We start from the raw sequence: 18,754 nt of genomic DNA, 5'->3' as shown, positions 1-18,754 counted from the left end.
GTGGGCGTCGCGGTGGTCTGGGGCGCCGGATCCACGGCGATGCTCGTCAGGCCGGCGGGTGCGCACACGGTGTGGGGCGCCGCTCTCGGCGCGGCGGCCGGCCCCGCGCTCGCCACCGGCGCGCTGCGCTCCTGCCGTCGCTCGTTCGTCCGCCACGACTACCCCCTGATCGTCACACCGCAGGGAGTGGTACCGAGCGGACCGCTACTCTGGGTCGCCCAAGCGTTCGACGTGGCGCTGATCGGCACCCTGCCGGCCCTGACCGCGATCACCGCCGGCGGCTTCGCTGGTATCGCCGTGGCCGTTCAGGCCGTCGTGTCCATTGTCGTGCTGACCGCGTTCCTCACCGCGTCCGCGACGCGCCGGACCCGTGAACGTCTTGGTCGCTCCGCCCGCGCGGCTGTCACCAGAGCGGTGACCGTGGTGTGGCGGCTCTGAGCCGCCCCCCGTCGCCCGCTGGCCGCACCTGATCCGCACCGCCCGATCGGGTGTGCATCTTCGGTCAACGAGGGGGTAACCGGCGCACGGCAACCGCCGCACGACGGCGGACGAGCGAAGGAGGAAGCATGCAGCAGGTGCAACTGTCGGAAGCCGAGCAACGGGTGTACCAGGCGGTCACCACTCTCGAGGCACGCGGACAGGTGCCGTACCCGGACCTGATCGCCGAGGAATCCGGGCTGACCGAGGAACAGGTGGGCAGCCCCCTGCACCTGCTCACCGAGAAGGGCCTGCTGCACCGCGAGGACTCGCCGATGGCGGGTCTCGACTTCGGTCCCCGGTTCTGCGCCCGCCAGATGGCCTGACGCGCGGAACCAGCCGGGACGATTCGCCCCCCGGTGACCCGGGTAGCGGTCAACAATGTCTGATCGACTGTCAACGGGGGGCGCGATGAGTGCGGCGCAACCGCCGCAGCCGGTGGACGCGGCCGCGAACCGACGACGCTGGCAGGCGGTCGGCGTCGGGCTGGTCGCCGCGTTCATGACGCTGCTCGACGTGAGCATCGTCAACGTCGCGGTGCCGTCCATCGACCGGGCGCTGCACGCCTCGTCGAGCGACCTGCAGTGGATCCTCTCCGGGTACGCGCTCACCTTCGGCCTGGCGCTGGTGCCCGCCGGCCGCTTCGGCGACGCCCGCGGCCGGCGCAACGCGTTCGTCTTCGGCATCGCCCTGTTCACCGTGACCAGTGCGCTCGCCGGCCTCGCCACCTCGCCGACCTGGCTGGTCGTCGCCCGCCTGCTCCAGGGCGCCGCCGCCGGCATCGTCAACCCGCAGGTCATCGGGCTGATCCAGCAACTCTTCCGAGGGCCGGAGCGAGCGCGCCCGTTCGGGCTGCTCGGCGCCACCATCGGCATCTCCACCGCCGTCGGGCCGCTCCTCGGCGGGCTCCTCATCGCCGTCGGCGGCGAGGAACACGGGTGGCGCTGGGTCTTCTTCGTCAACGTGCCGGTCGGCGTCCTCGCGGTGATCCTCGGCTGGCGGCTGCTGCCCGGCCGTCCCGCGGGTCAACCCGGCTGGCGTCGACTCGACCCGGTCGGCGTACTCCTGCTCGGTGTCGGTGTCGTCCTGGTCCTGCTGCCCCTCGTCCAGGAGCAGCAGTGGCACAGCCCCTGGAAATGGGCGCTCATCCCGGCCGGCCTCGCGGTGCTTGTCGCCTTCGGGTTCTGGGAGCGGCGGTACGCACGCAACCACCAGCCGCTGTTCGACCTCGGGTTGTTCAGCCTCCAGTCGTACACCCTGGGCTCACTCCTGGCGCTCGTCTACTTCGGTGGCTTCACCGCGATCTTCTTCATCTTCACCCTGTTCCTCCAGATGGGCCTCGGCTACAGCGCGCTCGTCGCGGGTCTCGCCATCACGCCGTTCGCCCTGGGCTCGGCCGCCGCCGCCGTGCTCGGTGGCCGCATCGTCAACCGCATCGGCCGACCACTCGTCGCCATCGGTCTACTCACCGTCGTGGTCGGGCTCGCCGCGACGGTGGTCGCTTTGCACCTCGCGCCGGACGCGCCGGCGCCCTGGGTCACCGCCGGTCCACTGCTCATCGCCGGCATCGGCAGTGGACTCGTGATCGCCCCCAACCAGACGATCACCCTCGCCGAGGTGCCGGTAGCGCAGTCGGGCAGTGGCGCCGGCATGCTCCAGACCGGTCAGCGGATCGGCGCCGCGGCCGGCATCGCCGCCGTCGGCTCGATGTTCTTCTCATCGCTGGCCGACAGCCGCGGCAACTGGACCACCGCCTTCGAACGGTCACTCGTCCTCGCCACCGGCATCATCGCGCTCGCGCTGATCTGCGCGCTTATCGACATCCTCCGCACGCGCCGCCACAAGACCTGACCACACCAGGGGTACGCCGCTGGCCGGCACCCCCGAGTTGCGGGGTGCCGGCCAGCGGTCGGTGTCGTGCGGTGGGTGCTGGTGCTGGTGCCGTGGTGCGGAGGTGCTGTTGTGCGGTGGTGTGCTGGTATCAGCTGTTCCAGTGCTGGGCGACGAGGTCGGTGGCCTGCTGCTCCCACTGGGCGTAGGCGTCCGGGTAGGCGGAGACCTGCACGGTCTGCGCGGCTTCGGTCAGGGGCATGTCCTGCCACCCGTCGACCTGCTTGAGGCCCTTGAGGAACGCCGTCGTCGAGTAGGCCGGGTCGGTGATCTGCTCGGGGGTGCCCCAACCACTGGACGGACGCTGCTGGAACAGGCCCAGCGAGTCGTGGTCGTTGGCGTCGCCGAGGTGGCCGAGGTTTTCCAGCTTCGACTCCTGCAGGCTCGTCGCGATCGAGATGACCGCGGCGCGTTCGGGCAGGCCGGCCTTCTTCGTGGCGGCGATGATCGCCTTGACGTTGGCGGTCTGCTCGTCGTTGAGGCTGATGTGGGACTGGTCGCCCTGCGGCTTCGGCGCGGTGTTCTGCACAGCGGCGGCGACGGGCTTGGCGTCGACGGGGTTGGCGTGGGCGGCGATCGGGCCGGCGAACACACCACCGGCGAACGCGAGACCAGCAACGGACAGCATGCTCTTACGGAAGATCGTGTTCATGGGGGTAGCTCCTTCGGGGGTAGGACCACCCGGCCGCACCGATGGGGGGAACGGTGACGGTGGGTGTGAGCACCTCGTCCGGCGCTGCACATACAGGGGGAAAGTTTGGGGGGTGACGCCGTGTCGGCGTCGGGGCCGGGCGGCCTGCGAGCGGGGCTCGGGGCACCGGGTCCCGGTGTAACGACCGGCGGGCCGGGGTCATTCCGGGGGCCCACCTGCCGGCACCCACGTGGAGGCGGTCGCCGGGCGGTCGTTCGGGGGGACTGCAACGACCCGGGGGCCGGGGGTCATTCCGGGTTGGCCCATCGCACGGCACCCTCGTCAAGGCGGTGCCGACGGTCGTCGCTCCTCGGGACTGTAACGACCGGGGGCCGGGGGTCATTCCGGGTCGGCCCATCGCACGGCACCCTCGTCAAGGCGGTACCGACGGTCGTTCGTCGGGACTGTAACGACCGGGCCCGGGTAGGCATTCCGACCTGCGGGACCAGCCTCCCAACCCTTGCGGGTCGGGCGCGGCAGGTCGTGCTGCGATCGTCAGGGTGTGTAACGACCCCGGCCCGGCCATGATTCCGGCCCACGGATGCGACCGGTCACCGGACAAATCTCGCATGGTGCGCAGAGCCTAGGCTCGGCGTCCAGTCCGAACACCCTATACCGCGCAAAAGTCCCAAATCCCTCGTCGTCGCTCGCCTTTCGGGCCGGGCACTCGGCTTGATCCTCTCGGGTTCATGAAAATCGGGGTGTCCGAGTGGGCGGGATGCCCCGATTTCAAGGAACCCGAGTCGATCAAGCCGGCGGGCCGATCGCGACGGCGGCGACGGTCGACTAGCCCTTGTCGGGGGTCGGGTCGCGACGGCGGGGGCTTGTGGGATCTGGCCATGCGACACGAAACCGCGCCTCCGGGGACGGGGGCGCGGTTCGGGGACGTGTGCGGTCAGGGAACGTGTGCGGTCAGGGAACGTGTGCGGTCAGGGAACGTGTGCGGTCAGGGAACGTGTGCGGTCAGGGAACGTGTGCGGTCAGGGTCAGGGGGCGTGCGGGGTCAGGCGACGTTGCGTTGGGCCGGGACTGTCGACTTGTGTGGGCGGCCCAGTCGGGCTTCCAGTCGTCCGACGTCGACCCGGGCGTGCCGGCGGTCGGCCAGGTCCTCCCAGCCGACGGCGAGCAGTCGAAGTCGCTCAGACTCGCTGAAACCACCCCATACGCCGTACGGCTCGCGGACGGACAGGGCGTGCGCGGCGCACTCGGCCCGGACCGGGCAGGCGCGGCAGACCGACTTGGCGGAAGACTCCCGACGCAGTCGGGAGGAGCCTCGCTCGCCGTCGGGGTGGAAGAACTGGGCGCTGTCCCGACCTCGGCAGGCACCGAGTCGCTGCCAGTCCCAGAGGTCGACGATGGGTCCGGGCAGTCTACGTACGTTCGACATCAGCACCCCTCCTCCCGCGCGGCTCCGCGAGAATCCATGTGGCCGGCATCCGGGCGGCGGGCCGCGCAGGCGCACCGTCCCGGCCTGGACCCCCCGGTACCCGGGCCGTCGTCGTCTCACACTTCTGTGATCGAAAACGTCCTAGAAATTGCGGCTTTTGCCCCAACTGTCGGAAAAGTTCGAAGGATTGCCGGGAACCTCCTCCCCAGCCGACCCCGTCATGGTCTGCTCGTTGGCGGAGAGGAGACCATAGTGCGTACCGTTCTTGTGTGCGTTCGGACACCACTCGCGGCCCAGCACCTTACTTCTGCTGCCGCGCGACTGGGGTTGTCCGCGATCGTTCGTACCGCCGTCTCCGATCCCGAGGTGATGCTGCGGCTCGCCGAGCGACCGGCCGACGTGGTGTTGGCTGACACGGCCCTCACCCGGCCGGACAGCGCCGGCTTCGTCCGCAGGGTGCTGGCCCGTGCGCCGCAGGCCGCGGTGCTGCTGCTCGGCACCGAGGAGTCCGAGGCGGCGGCGGCCACCATCAGCGCCGGTGCTCGGGGTCTCATCCAGAATGTCGACCACGACCTGACCAGCGCTGTGGCGAAGGCGTTGCTGCTGCTCACCGCCCCGGGACGGGCGTCGCGGCAGCGGATCACCGATCCGGCCCGGGATGCCGCGGCGGTGGGCGGTTCGGGTCGCTCCGGGCCGTCGCCGCGTGGCTCGGCCGAGCCCGGCTGGACGGGTACGCCCGGCGAGGGGCAGGCGGGTGTGCCGTCGGTGCCGGTGCAGCGGGGTGACGACGAGGCCGAGGCCGCGACCGGCGAACCGGCGGCCGACCAGACCGACCAGACCCGGCCCGGCCCGACCACCCGGCCCACCCGGGCGTCGATCGGGCTCACCGAGCGAGAGCTTCAGGTGCTGCTCGGCATGGCCGAGGGCAAGAGCAACGCGGAGATCGGCCGGGAGTTGTTCGTGTCGGAGGACACCGTCAAGACACACGCCCGCAGGTTGTTCCGCAAGCTCGGCGCCCGCGACCGGGCGCACGCGGTGGCCGCGGGCTTCCGGGCCGGCCTGGTCGCCTGAGGCGCGCCGCCGTCACTCGGCGGCGGTCGGACCGCCCGGCTCGTCCTCGGTGCCCTCGCTCAGGGTGTCGTGCACCCCGTCCGCATACCCCCGGGCGTAGTCCCAGGTCACGTAGTGGTCCGGGTCGGGGTCGTACGCGGGCTCGTGCACGCGGGGGCGACCCGAGTTGAGCAGGTGCCGCAGGTTGCCACGGAGCAGGTCCCAGTCGAAGTAGTGCGGCTCCCGGCAGTCCTCACATTCGATCACCAGCCCGCGGACCCCGATCGGGGCCAGCAGAGCCTGGTAGATCTCCAGGTCAGCGAGGTCTTCCAGCACATCCTGCCGCTCGACGTCGGTCAGCGGATCCGGCGTCGCGACGTCGCCCGGGTCATCCAGATCCGCGGTTGGATCGGCCGGGTCGCCGTTGAACGGGTCGATGGGCTCGTCGTGCACCCCCTCACCGTAGACCCAAGGCGGCGGGGACGTCCGCCCCCGGGCCTTGGGACGGCCCGGCCCGCCACGGACGAGTCGCCCAGCTCACTGGGTACGATGAGGCGACGTGCCGGCACCGTGGTGCGCTCCGGTGCCCGTCCGCGCCACCTCGCTGAAGCCCATCCGAGCAGCTCAGGGGAGCAATCGTGGAAAATTCGCCCAGCAACGATCTTCCGGCCGGCGTCGAGCACGCCGACCTGGGCGGCCACCTGCCCGAGCTGCCGGCCGGCTCCGCCCGCGTGGTTCCGCTCGGGCTCACCTTCGACGACGTGCTGTTGCAGCCGGGCGAGTCGGACGTGGTGCCCAGCCGGGTCAACACCCGGACGAAGCTCACCCGCAACGTCGAGCTGTCCATCCCGCTGCTGTCCAGCGCGATGGACACGGTGACCGAGGCGCGGATGGCGATCGCCATGGCCCGCCAGGGCGGCATCGGCGTGTTGCACCGCAACCTCTCGCTGGAGGACCAGGCGCTCCAGGTCGACCTGGTCAAGCGTTCCGAGTCCGGCATGATCACCAACCCGGTGACCGCCAGCCCGAACGACACGCTGCGCGAGGTCGACGAGCTGTGCGGGCGTTACCGCATCTCCGGCGTGCCGGTGGTGGACGGCGACGGCCAACTGGTCGGCATCGTCACCAACCGGGACATGCGGTTCGTCTCCGAGCCGGACACTCCGGTCCGCGAGATCATGACCCACACCCCGCTGATCACCGCCCGGGTCGGTGTGAGCAAGGACGACGCCCTGGCGCTGCTGCGCCAGCACAAGGTCGAGAAGCTGCCGATCGTCGACGACTCGGGCCGGCTGCGTGGCCTGATCACGGTGAAGGACTTCACCAAGAGCGAGCAGTACCCGGACGCCAGCAAGGACGACGCCGGCCGCCTGCGGGTCGCCGCCGCCATCGGCGTGGGCGAGGACGCGTACAAGCGGGCCCGTGCCCTTGTCGACGCGGGCGTCGACGTGCTGATCGTGGACACCGCGCACGGTCACCAGCGGGCCGTGCTGGACATGGTCCGCCGGCTCAAGGCCGACGTCAGCGTCGACATCATGGGCGGCAACGTGGCCACGTACGCCGGCGCGAAGGCGCTCGTCGACGCCGGCGCCGACGGTGTCAAGGTGGGTGTGGGGCCGGGCGCGATCTGCACCACCCGGATCGTCGCCGGGGTCGGCGTGCCGCAGGTGACCGCGATCATGGAGGCGGCTCGGGCCGCCCGCCCGGCCGGCGTGCCGGTGATCGCCGACGGCGGCATCCAGTATTCCGGCGACATCGCCAAGGCCCTGGTGGCCGGCGCCGACACGGTGATGCTCGGCAGCCTGCTGGCCGGTTGCGAGGAGAGCCCCGGCGAGCTGATCTTCGTCAACGGCAAGCAGTTCAAGACCTACCGCGGGATGGGCTCGCTCGGCGCGATGCAGTCCCGGGGCCAGGCCAAGTCGTACAGCAAGGACCGCTACTTCCAGCAGGACGTGCTCAGCGACGACAAGCTGGTCCCGGAGGGCGTGGAGGGCCAGGTGCCCTACCGGGGGCCGCTGTCCCGGGTCGCCCACCAGTTGGTCGGCGGGCTGCGGCTGGCCATGGGGTACGCCGGTGCGGAGAACATCCCCGATCTGCACCGCCGGGGCCAGCTCATCCGGATCACCGCGGCCGGGCTGAAGGAGAGCCACCCGCACGACATCCAGATGACCGTCGAGGCGCCCAACTACCACACCCGCTGACCCAACACCCCCAACCACCTGGAGTCCCCCATGCGTGACGTGGTCGAGATCGGGCTGGGCAAGACCGCGCAGCGCGGCTACCACCTGGACGACATCGCCATCGTGCCGAGCCGCCGCACCCGGGACGTCGACGACGTGTCGACCTCCTGGCAGCTCGACGCGTACCCGTTCGGCATTCCGTGCGTCGGCCACCCCTCCGACGCCACCATGAGCCCGGCCTCGGCGGTGCGGCTCGGCCAGCTCGGCGGTCTCGGCGTGCTCAACGTCGAGGGTCTCTGGACCCGCTACGAGAACCCGACGAAGGTGCTGGACGAGCTGGCCGGTCTCGACGAGGACGCCCGCGCCACCAAGCGGCTCCAGGAGGTGTACGCGGAGCCGATCCGTCCGGACCTGATTGCCGAGCGGGTGCGCGAGCTGCGTGCCGGTGGCGGCACGGTGGCGGTGCGGGTCTCTCCGCAGCACACCCTCGCGCTGGCCCCGGTGATCCTGGACGCGGGGGTGGACATCCTGGTCATCCAGGGCACCATCGTGTCGGCCGAGCACGTGTCGACCACCGACGAGCCGCTCAACCTCAAGGAGTTCATCGCCGACCTCGACCTGCCGGTGATCGTCGGTGGCTGCACTGACTACAAGACGGCTCTGCACCTGATGCGTACCGGCGCGGCCGGCGTGATCGTGGGCATCGGCGGCGACGAGTGGTCGACCACCGAGTCGGTGCTGGGCATCCGGGTGCCGATGGCCACCGCGATCGCCGACGCCGCGGCGGCCCGCCGCGACTACCTCGACGAGACCGGCGGCCGGTACGTGCACCTGATCGCCGACGGTGACATCCAGACGTCGGGTGACATCGCCAAGGCGCTCGGCTGCGGTGCGGACGCGGTGATGCTCGGTGAGCCGCTGTCGCTGTGTGACGAGGCGCCCGCCGGTGGTGCCTGGTGGCACTCGGCGGCGAGCCACCCGTCGCTGCCCCGGGGCGCGTTCGAGGTGGCCGGTGAGCCGCTCGGGTCGATGGAGGAGCTGCTCTTCGGCCCGGCGGACGAGGCCGACGGCCAGCTCAACCTGTTCGGTGGGCTGCGTCGGGCGATGGCCAAGTGCGGCTACCGCGACCTGAAGGAGTTCCAGAAGGTCGGCCTGGTCCTCGACCGCTGACCGATCCGTCAGACGCCGGAAGGCCGGCCCCGCGCGATGCGGGGTCGGCCTTCGGTGCGTTGCGGCGAGAATCCACCAAAGGCCGGTCGCAGGACCGGTACCGCTGGCTACGCTCGTCCTGACTCGGGACCCCGCGCGGGAGGTGTGTGCATGGTCCGGACCGGACGGACACCCGCCGGCACCCGGCTCGCCGCCGCGCTGACCTGCGTCATCGGGCTGGTGTTGGCCGGTTGTACGGGCGCGCGGCCCGACGGTTTCCGACCGGGTGCGGCCGACGCCGGTGACCCGTACGTGCCGGGGCGCGGCAACGGCGGCTACGACGTCTCGCACTACGGTCTGGACGTCCGCTACGACCCGTCGACCGACCGGCTGACCGGCCGCGCCGTCATCACCGCCACGGCCACCCAGAACCTGTCCCGGTTCAATCTGGACCTTTCCGGCCTGGCCGTCAGTGCCGTCCGGGTGGGCGACGCGCGGGCCGAGCACCGCCGCGACGACGGCGAGCTGGTGGTGACCCCGCCCGACGGGCTCCCGCACGGTCAGCAGTTCACCGTGACCGTCGAGTACGCGGGCGTGCCCACCGCGGTCGTCGACGGGCCGTTGGGCAGTGGCGGCTTCCTGCACACCGCCGACGGCGCGGTCGCGCTCGGCCAGCCCGACTCGGCCGCCACCTGGTTCCCGGTCAACGACCACCCGTCCGACAAGGCCAGCTACGACCTGGCGGTGACCGTGCCGGACGGGCTGGCCGCGCTGAGCAACGGAGTGCCCGGGCCGAAGAGCAACGCCGACGGTTGGACCACCTGGCGCTGGTCGGAGCGCACCCCGATGGCCAGTTACCTGAGCACGCTGGTGATCGGCGACTACCGGGTGGTGACCGGCACGCACGCCGGTCGGCCGATGGTCACGGCGGTGGCGGCGAGCCTGCCCCCGGCCGGCGGCGCGGCCAGCTCCCTGGCCCGCACCGGTGCGATCGCCGACTTCCTGGCCAGCCGCTTCGGCCCGTACCCGTTCGACTCGTACGGCGGGATCGCGGTCGCCGACGACCGGATCGGTTACGCGCTGGAAACCCAGTCCCGCCCGGTCTACGGACCCGCGTTCTTCACCGACGACCGGCCCAACCCGGGCGTCGTCGCGCACGAGTTGGCGCACCAGTGGTTCGGCGACAGCGTGTCGGTGGGCAGGTGGAGCGACATCTGGCTGAACGAGGGCTTCGCCAGCTACGCCGAGTGGCTGTGGGAGGAACACGACGGCGGTCGCACCGCCCAGCGCACCTTCGAGCTCCAGTACGCGGCCACCGACTGGTCGCAGCCGTCGGTCGAGCCGGGGCGGGAACAGATGTTCGGCGTGGCCGTCTACAAGCGCGGCGCGCTCGCCGTGCACGCGTTGCGACGGACCGTCGGTGACGACACGTTCTTCCGCATCCTGCGTACCTGGACCACCGAGCGGGCGGCGGGTAACGCGACCACCGCGGACCTGGTCGCACTGGCCGAGCGGGTGGCGGGTCGGCAGCTCCGACCGCTCTTCGACGCCTGGTTGGTGGGCGGGTCGGCGCCCACACTGCCGTGACGGCGCCGTGCCGGCCTGTCGATATGCTGCCGCCCGGGGACGGCGGGGACAGGCCCGCTCGCGGCGAGCGGCGTAGGCCGTCACGGGGAGGATGTGGGATGCGGGTGACGCGGCGCAGGTTGCGGGTGGGCGCGGCTCTGCTGGTGACCGGGGCACTCGTACTGTCCGGATGCGACTCGACGGGCACGGAGGCGGCACCGTCGCCGAGCACGTCCCCCACGCCGTCGCGGACGTTCGCCGCGGGCGCGCCGGGGGCCGGCGACGCCTACTTCCCGAGCTACGGCAACGGCGGCTACGACGTCTCCCGGTACGCGGTCAAGGTGCGCTACGACCCCGCGAAGGACCACCTGACCGGTACGACCACCGTGCAGGCCACCGCGACGGCGGACCTGTCGACGTTCAACCTCGACCTGGCCGGCCTGACCGTCACCGCGGTCACCGTGGACGGCGCTCCGGCAAGCCATCGCCGGGAGCGCAACGAGCTGGTGATCAAGCCAGCCTCCGGCCTGGTCAACGGCAACGGGTTCGTCGCCGAGATCGCCTACGAGGGCGTGCCGAAGCCGTTGAGGAACGAGACCCTCGGTGAGGGCGGGTTCCTGCACACCGCCGACGGGGCCATCGCCCTCGGGCAGCCGGAGTCGGCAAGCACCTGGTACCCGGTCAACGACCACCCGTCCGACAAGGCGACCTACGACTTCGAGGTCACCGTCCCCGACGGTCTCACCGCGGTCAGCAACGGCGTACCCGGCGGCAAGGCCAGCAAGGACGGTTGGACCACCTGGAAGTGGTCGGAGAAGTCGCCGATGGCCAGCTACCTGAGCACGCTGGTGATCGGCGAGTTCCGGATCACCACGGCCACGCACCGGGGCAAGCCGGTCTACAACGCTGTCGCGATCGCGGCCAACGGTTCCGCGGATTCGTCGATCGCCGAGACCACCAAGGTCGCCGACTACCTGGAGACCGTGTTCGGGCCGTACCCGTTCGACGCGTACGGCGGTGTGGTGATCTCCGACAGCCGGATCTCCTACGCCCTGGAGACGCAGAGCCGCCCGGTCTACTCGGCGGGTTTCTTCCGGCAGGGCGTGAACACCGAGGTGGTCGCCCACGAGCTGGCGCACCAGTGGTTCGGGGACAGCGTCTCCCTGGGCAGGTGGGAGGACATCTGGCTCAACGAGGGCTTCGCCACGTACGCGGAGTGGCTCTGGGCCGAGCACACCAGGAATTCGACAGCCAAGCAGGCGTTCGACAGCCGGTACGCCGGGGCGTCCGCGAAGGTGTGGAAGACGCCGCCGGGCAAGCCGGGGGCGAAGGAGCTGTTCGGCGAGTCGGTCTACCAGCGCGGTGCCATGACGCTGCACGCGCTACGGGTGGCCGTCGGTGACAAGGCGTTCTTCCAGATCGTCAGGGCCTGGGCAGCGGAGAAGCACAACGGCACCGCCACCACCGCCGAGTTCGTGGCCCTCGCCGAGCGCGTCTCCGGCAAACAGCTCGACGCGCTCTTCGACGCCTGGCTCTACGGCACCCAGCGCCCCGCCCTGCCCAAGCGGCTCTGACCGGCTCAGTTCCTGACGACCAGGGCGGGGTGGGACGCCAGGTAGGCGTCGGCGCGCCCGGCGCGGAGTTCGGTGAGGAACTGCCGGCCGTCCTTGGTCAGCTGTTCGCCGCGGTAGGCGCTGCCCTTGCCGACACCCGACCCGGGCAGGCCGACGAGCGTGAAACGGTCCTGCGGCACCCCACCGAGGGCGTACGCGAAGTCGACGATCCGAGGCCCACCCGCGTACACGAGGGTGTCGCCGAGCGCGGCGACCACCTGGTCGACGCGCTCCGGTTGCCGGGCCAGACCCTCGTCCAGGATCTTGCGGGTCAGTGCCCGGATGAGCTGCTGTTGGTGGCGCTGCCGGGCGTAGTCGCCGCCGGTGATGTAGCGCTGCCGCGCGTAGTCGAGTGCCTGCCAGCCGTTGAGGTGCTGGTTGCCCTTCTCGTAGACCTGCTGCGGCCCCGTGTATCCGCCGGGTGCGCTCTCCCGGTACTTGCCGTCCGGTCGGCGGTGCAGCGAGGCGACCCGCTGATCGACGTAGATGTCCACCCCACCCAGCGCGTTGACCAGCCGGTCGAACCCGTTGAACGTGAGCACCGCGCCGGCGTCGATGCGTAGCCCGGTGTAGCCGCTGACCGTGCTGCGCAGCAGCTCGTACCCCTGGGCGGTGCTTGGTTGTTTGGGTTTGCCCGGCACCCGGCTGCCGAAGCTCATGGCGTGCGTGAGCTTGGTCTTGCCGCCCTTGTAGCCGGCCTTCGGGAACGCCGGGATGTCCACCAGCAGGTCGCGGGGGAGCGAGAAGAGGTACGCCTGACCCAGACCCTTGGGTACGTGCAGCACCAGCACGGCGTCCCCGTGCGGCTCCCACCCGGGCACGCTGACCCGGGTGTCCACCCCGACCAGCAGCAGGTTGAGCGGGCCGGTGATGTCCGCGCCCGGCGGTGGGCCGCTCGGACTGGGGGTGGGCGTGCCGAGTGGCGACGGGGTCGGCGAGCCGGCCACCGGAGCGTCGGGTTTGTTGTCGCCGGTCAGTCGGGTGATCACCACCGCGCCGCCCGCTATCAACGCGACGACGGCGAGAGCCGCCAGGCCCAGAAGCAGCCACCGCCGGCGCGGTGCCATCGACCCGAGGATCATCTTGGATTCCTTCCACCCGTCGGGGGAACAACGCTCCGACAGGTACTCCGGGTTGCGGCCCCGGAGGTGTCGGGTCGGTTGGCCGGTGCATGATCGCGCAAAACTGCCGCTGGCGCGACTGCTACCGACGGGTAATGATGCGTCCATGCGGTACGACGTGGTCGTCATCGGGTCCGGCTTCGGCGGCAGTGTCACCGCGCTCCGGCTGGCCGAGAAGGGCTACTCCGTCGCCGTGCTGGAAGCCGGCCGGCGCTTCGCCGACGACGAGTTCCCGCAGACGTCGTGGCGGGCACGCCGTTTCCTCTGGGCGCCGAGGCTGGGCTGCTACGGCATTCAGCGGCTCACCCTGCTCCGCCCGGCCGACAGGCGTTCCGGCGGCGGAGTGCTGGTGCTGTCCGGCGCCGGTGTGGGTGGGGGTTCACTCGTCTACGCGAACACCCTCTACGAGCCGCTGCCGGCCTTCTACACCGACCCGCAGTGGCGGGACATCACCGACTGGCGTGCCGAGCTGGCCCGGCACTTCGACCAGGCGAAGCGGATGCTCGGGGTCACCACGTACCCCCTGGACACCGCCGCGGACCGGGCCATGCGCGCGGTGGCCGAGCGGATGGGGGTGGGGCACACCTTCCACGCCACGCCTGTCGGTGTCCACATCGGCCGCCCCGGCCAGCGGGTCGCCGACCCGTACTTCGGTGGTGCCGGCCCGGAGCGCACCGGCTGCCTGCACTGCGGCGCGTGCATGACCGGCTGCCGGCACGGGGCGAAGAACACGCTCGTCAAGAACTATCTCTGGCTGGCGGAACGGCTCGGGGTCACAGTGCACCCGCTGACCACGGTGACCGCCGTCCGGCCGGCCGTCGACGGCGGGTACGAGGTGCGCACCGAGCGCACGGGGGCCTGGCTGCGCAGGCGACGGCAGGTGATCCACGCCGACCAGGTGGTCTTCGCCGCCGGTGCGCTCGGCACCCAGCGGCTGCTGCACAGGATGCGGGCCGACGACGTGCTGACCGGGCTCTCGTCCCGCCTCGGTGAGCTGACCCGGACCAACTCGGAGGCGATCCTGGGTGCCTCGGTGTCCCGCCACCGGGCCCGGTCCGAGCGCCTGGACTACACCGAGGGGGTGGCCATCACCAGCTCGTTCCACCCCGACCCGCAGACCCACGTCGAGCCGGTCCGCTACGGGCGGGGCTCCAACGCCATGGGTCTGCTCCAGTCGCTGCTCGTCGACGGCGGTCCGCACCGGGTGCGGCGCTGGCTGGGCAGCATGGTGCGACAACCGGGGCTGGCCGCCCGGATGCTGTCCGTGCGCGGCTGGTCGGAACGGACCGTGATCGCCCTGGTGATGCAGTCGGTCGACAACTCACTGACCACCCGGTGGCGGCGCGCCGCGCTCGGCCACAGGCTGGTCACCGGGCCGGCGCACGGCACGCCGAGCCCGACCTGGATCCCGGCCGGCAACACCGCCGCCCGACTGCTCGCCGACGAGATCGGTGGCACTCCCGGCGGCTCACTCACCGAGCCGTTCGACATCCCGATGACCGCACACATCCTGGGCGGGGCGGTGATCGGGGCGACCCCGGCCGACGGGGTGATCGACCCCTGGCACCGGGTGTACGGGCACCCGGGGCTGCACGTGGTCGACGGCGCGGCGGTCTCGGCCAACCTCGGCGTGAACCCCTCGTTGACGATCACCGCCCAGGCGGAACGGGCGATGTCCTTCTGGCCCAACAAGGACGAGAAGGACCCCAGGCCGACCCTGGGAACCCCGTACCGCAGGCTGAATCCCGTACCCCCCAAGAACCCGGCAGTCCCGGCAAACGCCCCGGGCGCGCTCCACCCCTGACCTCCCCCGCGATCTTGCAGTTTCTGTCGCCCTTATGCGGCAATTCTGCGCTTCTGTCCCGGCAGAAAGTGCAAGATCGCGAGGGGAGGGGGCGGGGGTGTGTGGCGGTGCCGGATCTGGTCCTGGCAGTCGGTAGGCTTTGCGCACATGAGCCTGCCTCGCCCCGTCCTCGTGGTGGACTTCGGAGCCCAGTACGCCCAGCTCATCGCGCGCCGGGTCCGCGAGGCGAAGGTCTACTCCGAGATCGTGCCGCACTCGATGCCGATCGCCGAGATGCTGGCGAAGAACCCCGCCGCGATCATCCTCTCCGGCGGCCCGTCCAGCGTCTACGCGCCGGACGCGCCGCAGATCGACGCGGGTGTGTTCACCGCCGACGTGCCGGTCTTCGGCATCTGCTACGGCTTCCAGGCGATGGCCCAGGCGCTCGGCGGCACTGTCGCGAGGACCGGCAACCGGGAGTACGGTGGCACCCCGCTGCGCCCCCGCCTGCTCGACCCCGGCGTGCTGCTGCGCGACCTGCCGGCGGACCTGCCGGTCTGGATGAGCCACGGCGACGCCGTCACCGAGGCGCCCGAGGGCTTCACGGTGACCGCCGAGTCGGCGGGCGCTCCGGTGGCCGCCTTCGAGGACCTGGCCGGGCGTCGGGCCGGTGTGCAGTTCCACCCGGAGGTCGGCCACACCTCGCACGGCCAGGAGATGCTGACCCGCTTCCTGTACGACATCGCCGGCATCGAGCCGACCTGGACGCCCGAGAACATCATCGACGAGCAGGTCGCCCGGATCCGCGCGCAGGTCGGCGACAAGGAGGTCATCTGCGGTCTGTCCGGCGGGGTGGACTCGGCGGTCGCCGCCGCGCTGGTGCACAAGGCCGTCGGCGATCAGCTCACCTGCGTCTTCGTCGACCACGGCCTGCTGCGCGCGGGCGAGGCCGAGCAGGTGGAGAAGGACTACGTCGCCGCCACCGGCATCAAGCTGAAGGTGGTCGACGCGGCCGACCGGTTCCTCGGCGCGCTGGCCGGGGTGACCGACCCGGAGCAGAAGCGCAAGATCATTGGGCGGGAGTTCATCCGGGTCTTCGAGGCCGCGGCCCGCGAGATCGCCTCGCACGGCGACGTGGAGTTCCTGGTCCAGGGCACCCTCTACCCCGACGTGGTGGAGTCCGGCGGCGGCACCGGCACCGCCAACATCAAGAGCCACCACAACGTCGGCGGCCTGCCGGAAGACCTCAAGTTCGCGCTCGTCGAGCCCCTGCGCACCCTGTTCAAGGACGAGGTCCGCGCGCTCGGCCTGGAGTTGGGCCTGCCCGAGGCAATGATCTGGCGGCACCCGTTCCCGGGGCCCGGCCTGGCCATCCGGATCATCGGCGCGGTCGACCAGCAGCGCCTCGACCTGCTGCGCGAGGCCGACCTGATCGCCCGCGAGGAGTTGACCGCCGCCGGCCTGGACCGGGGCGTCTGGCAGTTCCCGGTGGTGCTGCTCGCCGACGTGCGCAGCGTCGGTGTGCAGGGAGACGGGCGCAGCTACGGGCACCCCGTCGTGCTGCGCCCCGTCTCCAGCGAGGACGCCATGACCGCCGACTGGTCACGACTGCCCTATGAGGTGGTGGCCCGGATCTCCACCCGGATCACCAACGAGGTGGCCGAGGTCAACCGTGTGGTGCTGGACGTGACAAGCAAGCCACCGGGCACCATCGAGTGGGAGTGACCGCCGCTCACGCCGCCGGCGGTGGGCTGCTGTCGTGCGGCGGGCTCGGAGGCGCGTTGAACGGGGTCGTCGGCGGGTAGGGCGACGACGTCGGGGCGTACCCCGGCATCGGCCCGCCCGGCGCGGGCCCGGCGGCCGGCGGCGGACCCGCCTGCGGCGCGACGCCCGCCGCGTGCGGCCAGGCCGGCGCGCTGCTGGGCTCCTCGGGCATCAGGAACCACATGATCGGGTACGCGAGCAGCGCGAGCCCGCCGGTGAGCAGGCCGGTGACCGCGAAGGCCACCCGGACCAGTGTGGGGTCGACGGCGAAGTAGCGGCCGACGCCGCTCGCGACCCCCGCGACCATGCGGTCGGTGGTGGGTCGACGGAGTTGCTTGTACGGGGCGTGGGGAGCGGTGGTCGATGTCATGACTCCACGGTCCGCGCCGATGCCCGCCCCGCCCTCGGTGACCGCCCGGATCCTTACCCTGACCAATCCCTGATCGGGGCCAGACAGTCAGGAATCCGACTCTTTTCCGTCCCGGTAACCCGGCCCGGGGAGAATTTGATTTCGTGACCACCTTGCTGGAGCCGCTCCGCAGGATCGCGGCATACGCAGTCTGTGCTGATTCGACAGGCCGAGTCCTGCTGGTTCGCGCCTCGGAGCGCTCCGGTACCCCCGGCACGTGGTCCCTGCCCGGCGGGGCGGTCGACCACGGCGAGGACCCCAACCACACGGTGGTCCGCGAAACCGCCGCCGAGACCGGCCTCTCGGTCGCCGTCTCGGGCCTGGCCGACGTCCTCGCCGACATGCGGGCGCTGCCGGAACGCGGCATCACCATCCACACCGACCGGCTGATCTACCGGGTGGGGGTCCGCGGCGGCACGCTTGCCGACCGGGTTGGCGAGCGCCCCACCGACCTGGCCCGCTGGTACACCCTCGACGAGGCGCGCGAGCTGCCGCTGCGCTCGTTCACCGCACGTGCCCTCGGGCTGCCCGCGTCCTCCGCCGACGTGGTCCCCGACGAGGCACCCGAATTCCCCTCCTTCTACGCGGTGCCCGGCCCGGACGGGCTGCACCGGGCGCAGCGCTTCGCCGCGTACGCGGTGTGCACCGACCCGGCCGGCCGAGTGCTGCTCACCAGGGTTTCCGACGGCTACCCGGGCGCCGGCTGCTGGCACCTGCCCGGCGGTGGCACCGACTACGGCGAGCAGCCCGGCGCGGCGCTGATCCGCGAGCTGGTCGAGGAGACCGGGCAGACCGGCCGACTGGTCGAGCTGCTCGGCGTGGCCAGCCACCGGGACGCCGCGTCGCTCGGCCCCGAGGGTTACCCGATCGACTGGCACGGGGTGCGTGCCTTCTACCGGGTCGTGGTCGACCAGCCCAACCCGCTGACCGTGGCCGACGTCGGTGGCTCCACCTGCGAAGCCCGCTGGTTCGCCCGGGAGGAGCTCGGCGCTCTCCCCACCCACCACCTCACCGAGGTAACCGCCGAAGCGGTCCAGGCCGCCCAGCTCACCTGACCCCCGGCCCCGTTCCGCCGTTGGAGCGGGTCGCACGGCTGGTGGTCGGTGGTGACTGTGCTGGCTGGGCGCTTGACCGGTCGTGGGGTGTGCTGGACAGGCGCTTGACCGGTGGTGGTGCGTGCTGGTGCTGGTGGGAAGTCTCCGGCGCGGGTGCTCGCTGACGGCAGCGCATCTGGCCGGGTGGCGTGGTGTCGGGCGGTGTGGTGCCGGGTGTCCGGCGTTGGGTGTCGGGTGCCGGGCGGCGTGGTGCCGGGTGCCGGGGTGTCCGGGTGCCGGGCGGCGTGCTGCCGGGTGTCGGGGTGTCCGGGTGCCGGGCGTCGGTGCCGGGTGGTCCGACGGCTATCCGGCCCTCCCTGGGATGGGGATCGCCGAGGAGTCCCGAAGAGCGGTACGGGCCCGATGATCGACTCGGTTTTGCTGATGTCGGGGGGTCCCAGCGCCAGGATGCCCCCGACATTCATGAACCCGAGTCGATCATCCCTGGATCAGTCTCCTGCGGCGCGGCCGGGGAACACAGGCCGGACCTAACGGCCCAAAGCGGACACCCTTTGCGCGGATCTCCGGGCTCCCAGCGTCGATCATGAGGTTATTGTCAGGACACGCCGAGACGGACGGC

General features: G+C 71.5%; 16 protein-coding genes. 11 read left to right on the top strand and 5 right to left on the bottom strand.

Annotated elements, in window-relative coordinates:
• From ACGFIW_RS13160 to ACGFIW_RS13150, 3 genes are all read left to right on the top strand, one after another.
• Nucleotides 1-438 (top strand): hypothetical protein, encoded by a 438-nt coding sequence (locus tag ACGFIW_RS13160; protein ID WP_393313972.1) that lies wholly within the window; start codon nt 1-3, stop codon nt 436-438.
• A 128-nt stretch (nt 439-566) separates the two neighbouring features.
• Nucleotides 567-803, top strand: coding sequence for a hypothetical protein (locus tag ACGFIW_RS13155; protein WP_030491902.1), 237 nt, complete (start codon nt 567-569; stop codon nt 801-803).
• An 85-nt stretch (nt 804-888) separates the two neighbouring features.
• Nucleotides 889-2,328, top strand: a complete 1,440-nt coding sequence (locus ACGFIW_RS13150) for an MFS transporter (RefSeq protein WP_393313969.1) — start codon at nt 889-891, stop codon at nt 2,326-2,328.
• 130 nt (nt 2,329-2,458) lie between these two features.
• On the opposite strand, the gene ACGFIW_RS13145 is transcribed toward ACGFIW_RS13150, so the two are convergent.
• A complete protein-coding gene (locus ACGFIW_RS13145; protein ID WP_393313966.1) occupies nt 2,459-3,019 on the bottom strand; it encodes a hypothetical protein in 561 nt (186 codons plus the stop codon).
• A 1,042-nt stretch (nt 3,020-4,061) separates the two neighbouring features.
• Nucleotides 4,062-4,445, bottom strand: coding sequence for a WhiB family transcriptional regulator (locus ACGFIW_RS13140; RefSeq protein ID WP_393313963.1), 384 nt, complete (start codon nt 4,443-4,445; stop codon nt 4,062-4,064).
• 252 nt (nt 4,446-4,697) lie between these two features.
• Here ACGFIW_RS13140 and ACGFIW_RS13135 point away from each other — a divergent pair, with 252 nt between their 5' ends.
• Complete coding sequence (locus ACGFIW_RS13135) at nt 4,698-5,516, top strand: response regulator transcription factor (RefSeq protein WP_393313960.1); 819 nt, start codon at nt 4,698-4,700, stop codon at nt 5,514-5,516.
• Nucleotides 5,517-5,528: 12 nt separating this feature from the next.
• On the opposite strand, the gene ACGFIW_RS13130 is transcribed toward ACGFIW_RS13135, so the two are convergent.
• Complete coding sequence (locus ACGFIW_RS13130) at nt 5,529-5,948, bottom strand: DUF5319 domain-containing protein (protein WP_393313957.1); 420 nt, start codon at nt 5,946-5,948, stop codon at nt 5,529-5,531.
• Between the two features lie 185 nt (nt 5,949-6,133).
• On the opposite strand from ACGFIW_RS13130, the gene guaB reads away from it, so the two are divergent.
• The 4 genes from guaB (at nt 6,134) to ACGFIW_RS13110 (ending at nt 11,964) form a co-directional block, all read left to right on the top strand.
• Complete coding sequence (guaB, locus tag ACGFIW_RS13125) at nt 6,134-7,696, top strand: IMP dehydrogenase (protein ID WP_393313954.1); 1,563 nt, start codon at nt 6,134-6,136, stop codon at nt 7,694-7,696.
• A gap of 30 nt (nt 7,697-7,726) precedes the next feature.
• Entirely contained in the window at nt 7,727-8,845 is a 1,119-nt protein-coding gene (locus ACGFIW_RS13120; RefSeq protein ID WP_393313951.1) for a GuaB3 family IMP dehydrogenase-related protein, read from the top strand.
• A 150-nt stretch (nt 8,846-8,995) separates the two neighbouring features.
• Nucleotides 8,996-10,411 carry a M1 family metallopeptidase gene (locus ACGFIW_RS13115; RefSeq protein WP_393313948.1) on the top strand — a complete coding sequence of 472 codons (1,416 nt, stop codon included), beginning with the start codon at nt 8,996-8,998 and terminating at the stop codon, nt 10,409-10,411.
• Nucleotides 10,412-10,509: 98 nt separating this feature from the next.
• Complete coding sequence (locus tag ACGFIW_RS13110; protein ID WP_393313945.1) at nt 10,510-11,964, top strand: M1 family metallopeptidase; 1,455 nt, start codon at nt 10,510-10,512, stop codon at nt 11,962-11,964.
• 5 nt (nt 11,965-11,969) lie between these two features.
• On the opposite strand, the gene ACGFIW_RS13105 is transcribed toward ACGFIW_RS13110, so the two are convergent.
• Nucleotides 11,970-13,085, bottom strand: coding sequence for an LCP family protein (locus ACGFIW_RS13105; RefSeq protein WP_393313942.1), 1,116 nt, complete (start codon nt 13,083-13,085; stop codon nt 11,970-11,972).
• A gap of 145 nt (nt 13,086-13,230) precedes the next feature.
• Here ACGFIW_RS13105 and ACGFIW_RS13100 point away from each other — a divergent pair, with 145 nt between their 5' ends.
• The gene (locus tag ACGFIW_RS13100) at nt 13,231-14,928 is read left to right on the top strand and encodes an FAD-dependent oxidoreductase (protein ID WP_393313939.1); all 1,698 of its coding nucleotides are present in this window, start codon (nt 13,231-13,233) and stop codon (nt 14,926-14,928) included.
• 147 nt (nt 14,929-15,075) lie between these two features.
• Entirely contained in the window at nt 15,076-16,632 is a 1,557-nt protein-coding gene (gene guaA / locus ACGFIW_RS13095; RefSeq protein WP_393313937.1) for a glutamine-hydrolyzing GMP synthase, read from the top strand.
• A 7-nt stretch (nt 16,633-16,639) separates the two neighbouring features.
• Here the strand turns inward: guaA and ACGFIW_RS13090 are convergent, their stop codons facing one another.
• Complete coding sequence (locus ACGFIW_RS13090; RefSeq protein WP_393313934.1) at nt 16,640-17,041, bottom strand: PspC domain-containing protein; 402 nt, start codon at nt 17,039-17,041, stop codon at nt 16,640-16,642.
• A 143-nt stretch (nt 17,042-17,184) separates the two neighbouring features.
• Between ACGFIW_RS13090 and ACGFIW_RS13085 the strand changes: the two genes are divergently transcribed.
• Complete coding sequence (locus tag ACGFIW_RS13085) at nt 17,185-18,135, top strand: NUDIX hydrolase (RefSeq protein ID WP_393313932.1); 951 nt, start codon at nt 17,185-17,187, stop codon at nt 18,133-18,135.
• Nucleotides 18,136-18,754 lie beyond the last annotated feature (619 nt).

This window comes from Micromonospora sp. NPDC048935, from assembly GCF_043197875.1.
Lineage (GTDB): Bacteria > Actinomycetota > Actinomycetes > Mycobacteriales > Micromonosporaceae > Micromonospora.
Note: the sequence above shows the minus strand (reverse complement) of the source record. Positions and strands in the feature narration are given on the sequence as shown.

What these genes read in the sequence shown, in the direction of transcription:
- ACGFIW_RS13145 (WP_393313966.1), bottom strand. Translation starts at nt 3,019, where the DNA reads ATGAACACGATCTTCCGTAAGAGCATGCTGTCCGTTGCTGGTCTCGCG.
- guaA (WP_393313937.1), top strand. Translation starts at nt 15,076, where the DNA reads ATGAGCCTGCCTCGCCCCGTCCTCGTGGTGGACTTCGGAGCCCAGTAC.
- ACGFIW_RS13150 (WP_393313969.1), top strand. Translation starts at nt 889, where the DNA reads ATGAGTGCGGCGCAACCGCCGCAGCCGGTGGACGCGGCCGCGAACCGA.
- ACGFIW_RS13120 (WP_393313951.1), top strand. Translation starts at nt 7,727, where the DNA reads ATGCGTGACGTGGTCGAGATCGGGCTGGGCAAGACCGCGCAGCGCGGC.
- ACGFIW_RS13105 (WP_393313942.1), bottom strand. Translation starts at nt 13,085, where the DNA reads ATGATCCTCGGGTCGATGGCACCGCGCCGGCGGTGGCTGCTTCTGGGC.
- ACGFIW_RS13100 (WP_393313939.1), top strand. Translation starts at nt 13,231, where the DNA reads ATGCGGTACGACGTGGTCGTCATCGGGTCCGGCTTCGGCGGCAGTGTC.
- ACGFIW_RS13155 (WP_030491902.1), top strand. Translation starts at nt 567, where the DNA reads ATGCAGCAGGTGCAACTGTCGGAAGCCGAGCAACGGGTGTACCAGGCG.
- ACGFIW_RS13110 (WP_393313945.1), top strand. Translation starts at nt 10,510, where the DNA reads ATGCGGGTGACGCGGCGCAGGTTGCGGGTGGGCGCGGCTCTGCTGGTG.
- ACGFIW_RS13140 (WP_393313963.1), bottom strand. Translation starts at nt 4,445, where the DNA reads ATGTCGAACGTACGTAGACTGCCCGGACCCATCGTCGACCTCTGGGAC.
- ACGFIW_RS13115 (WP_393313948.1), top strand. Translation starts at nt 8,996, where the DNA reads ATGGTCCGGACCGGACGGACACCCGCCGGCACCCGGCTCGCCGCCGCG.
- ACGFIW_RS13090 (WP_393313934.1), bottom strand. Translation starts at nt 17,041, where the DNA reads ATGACATCGACCACCGCTCCCCACGCCCCGTACAAGCAACTCCGTCGA.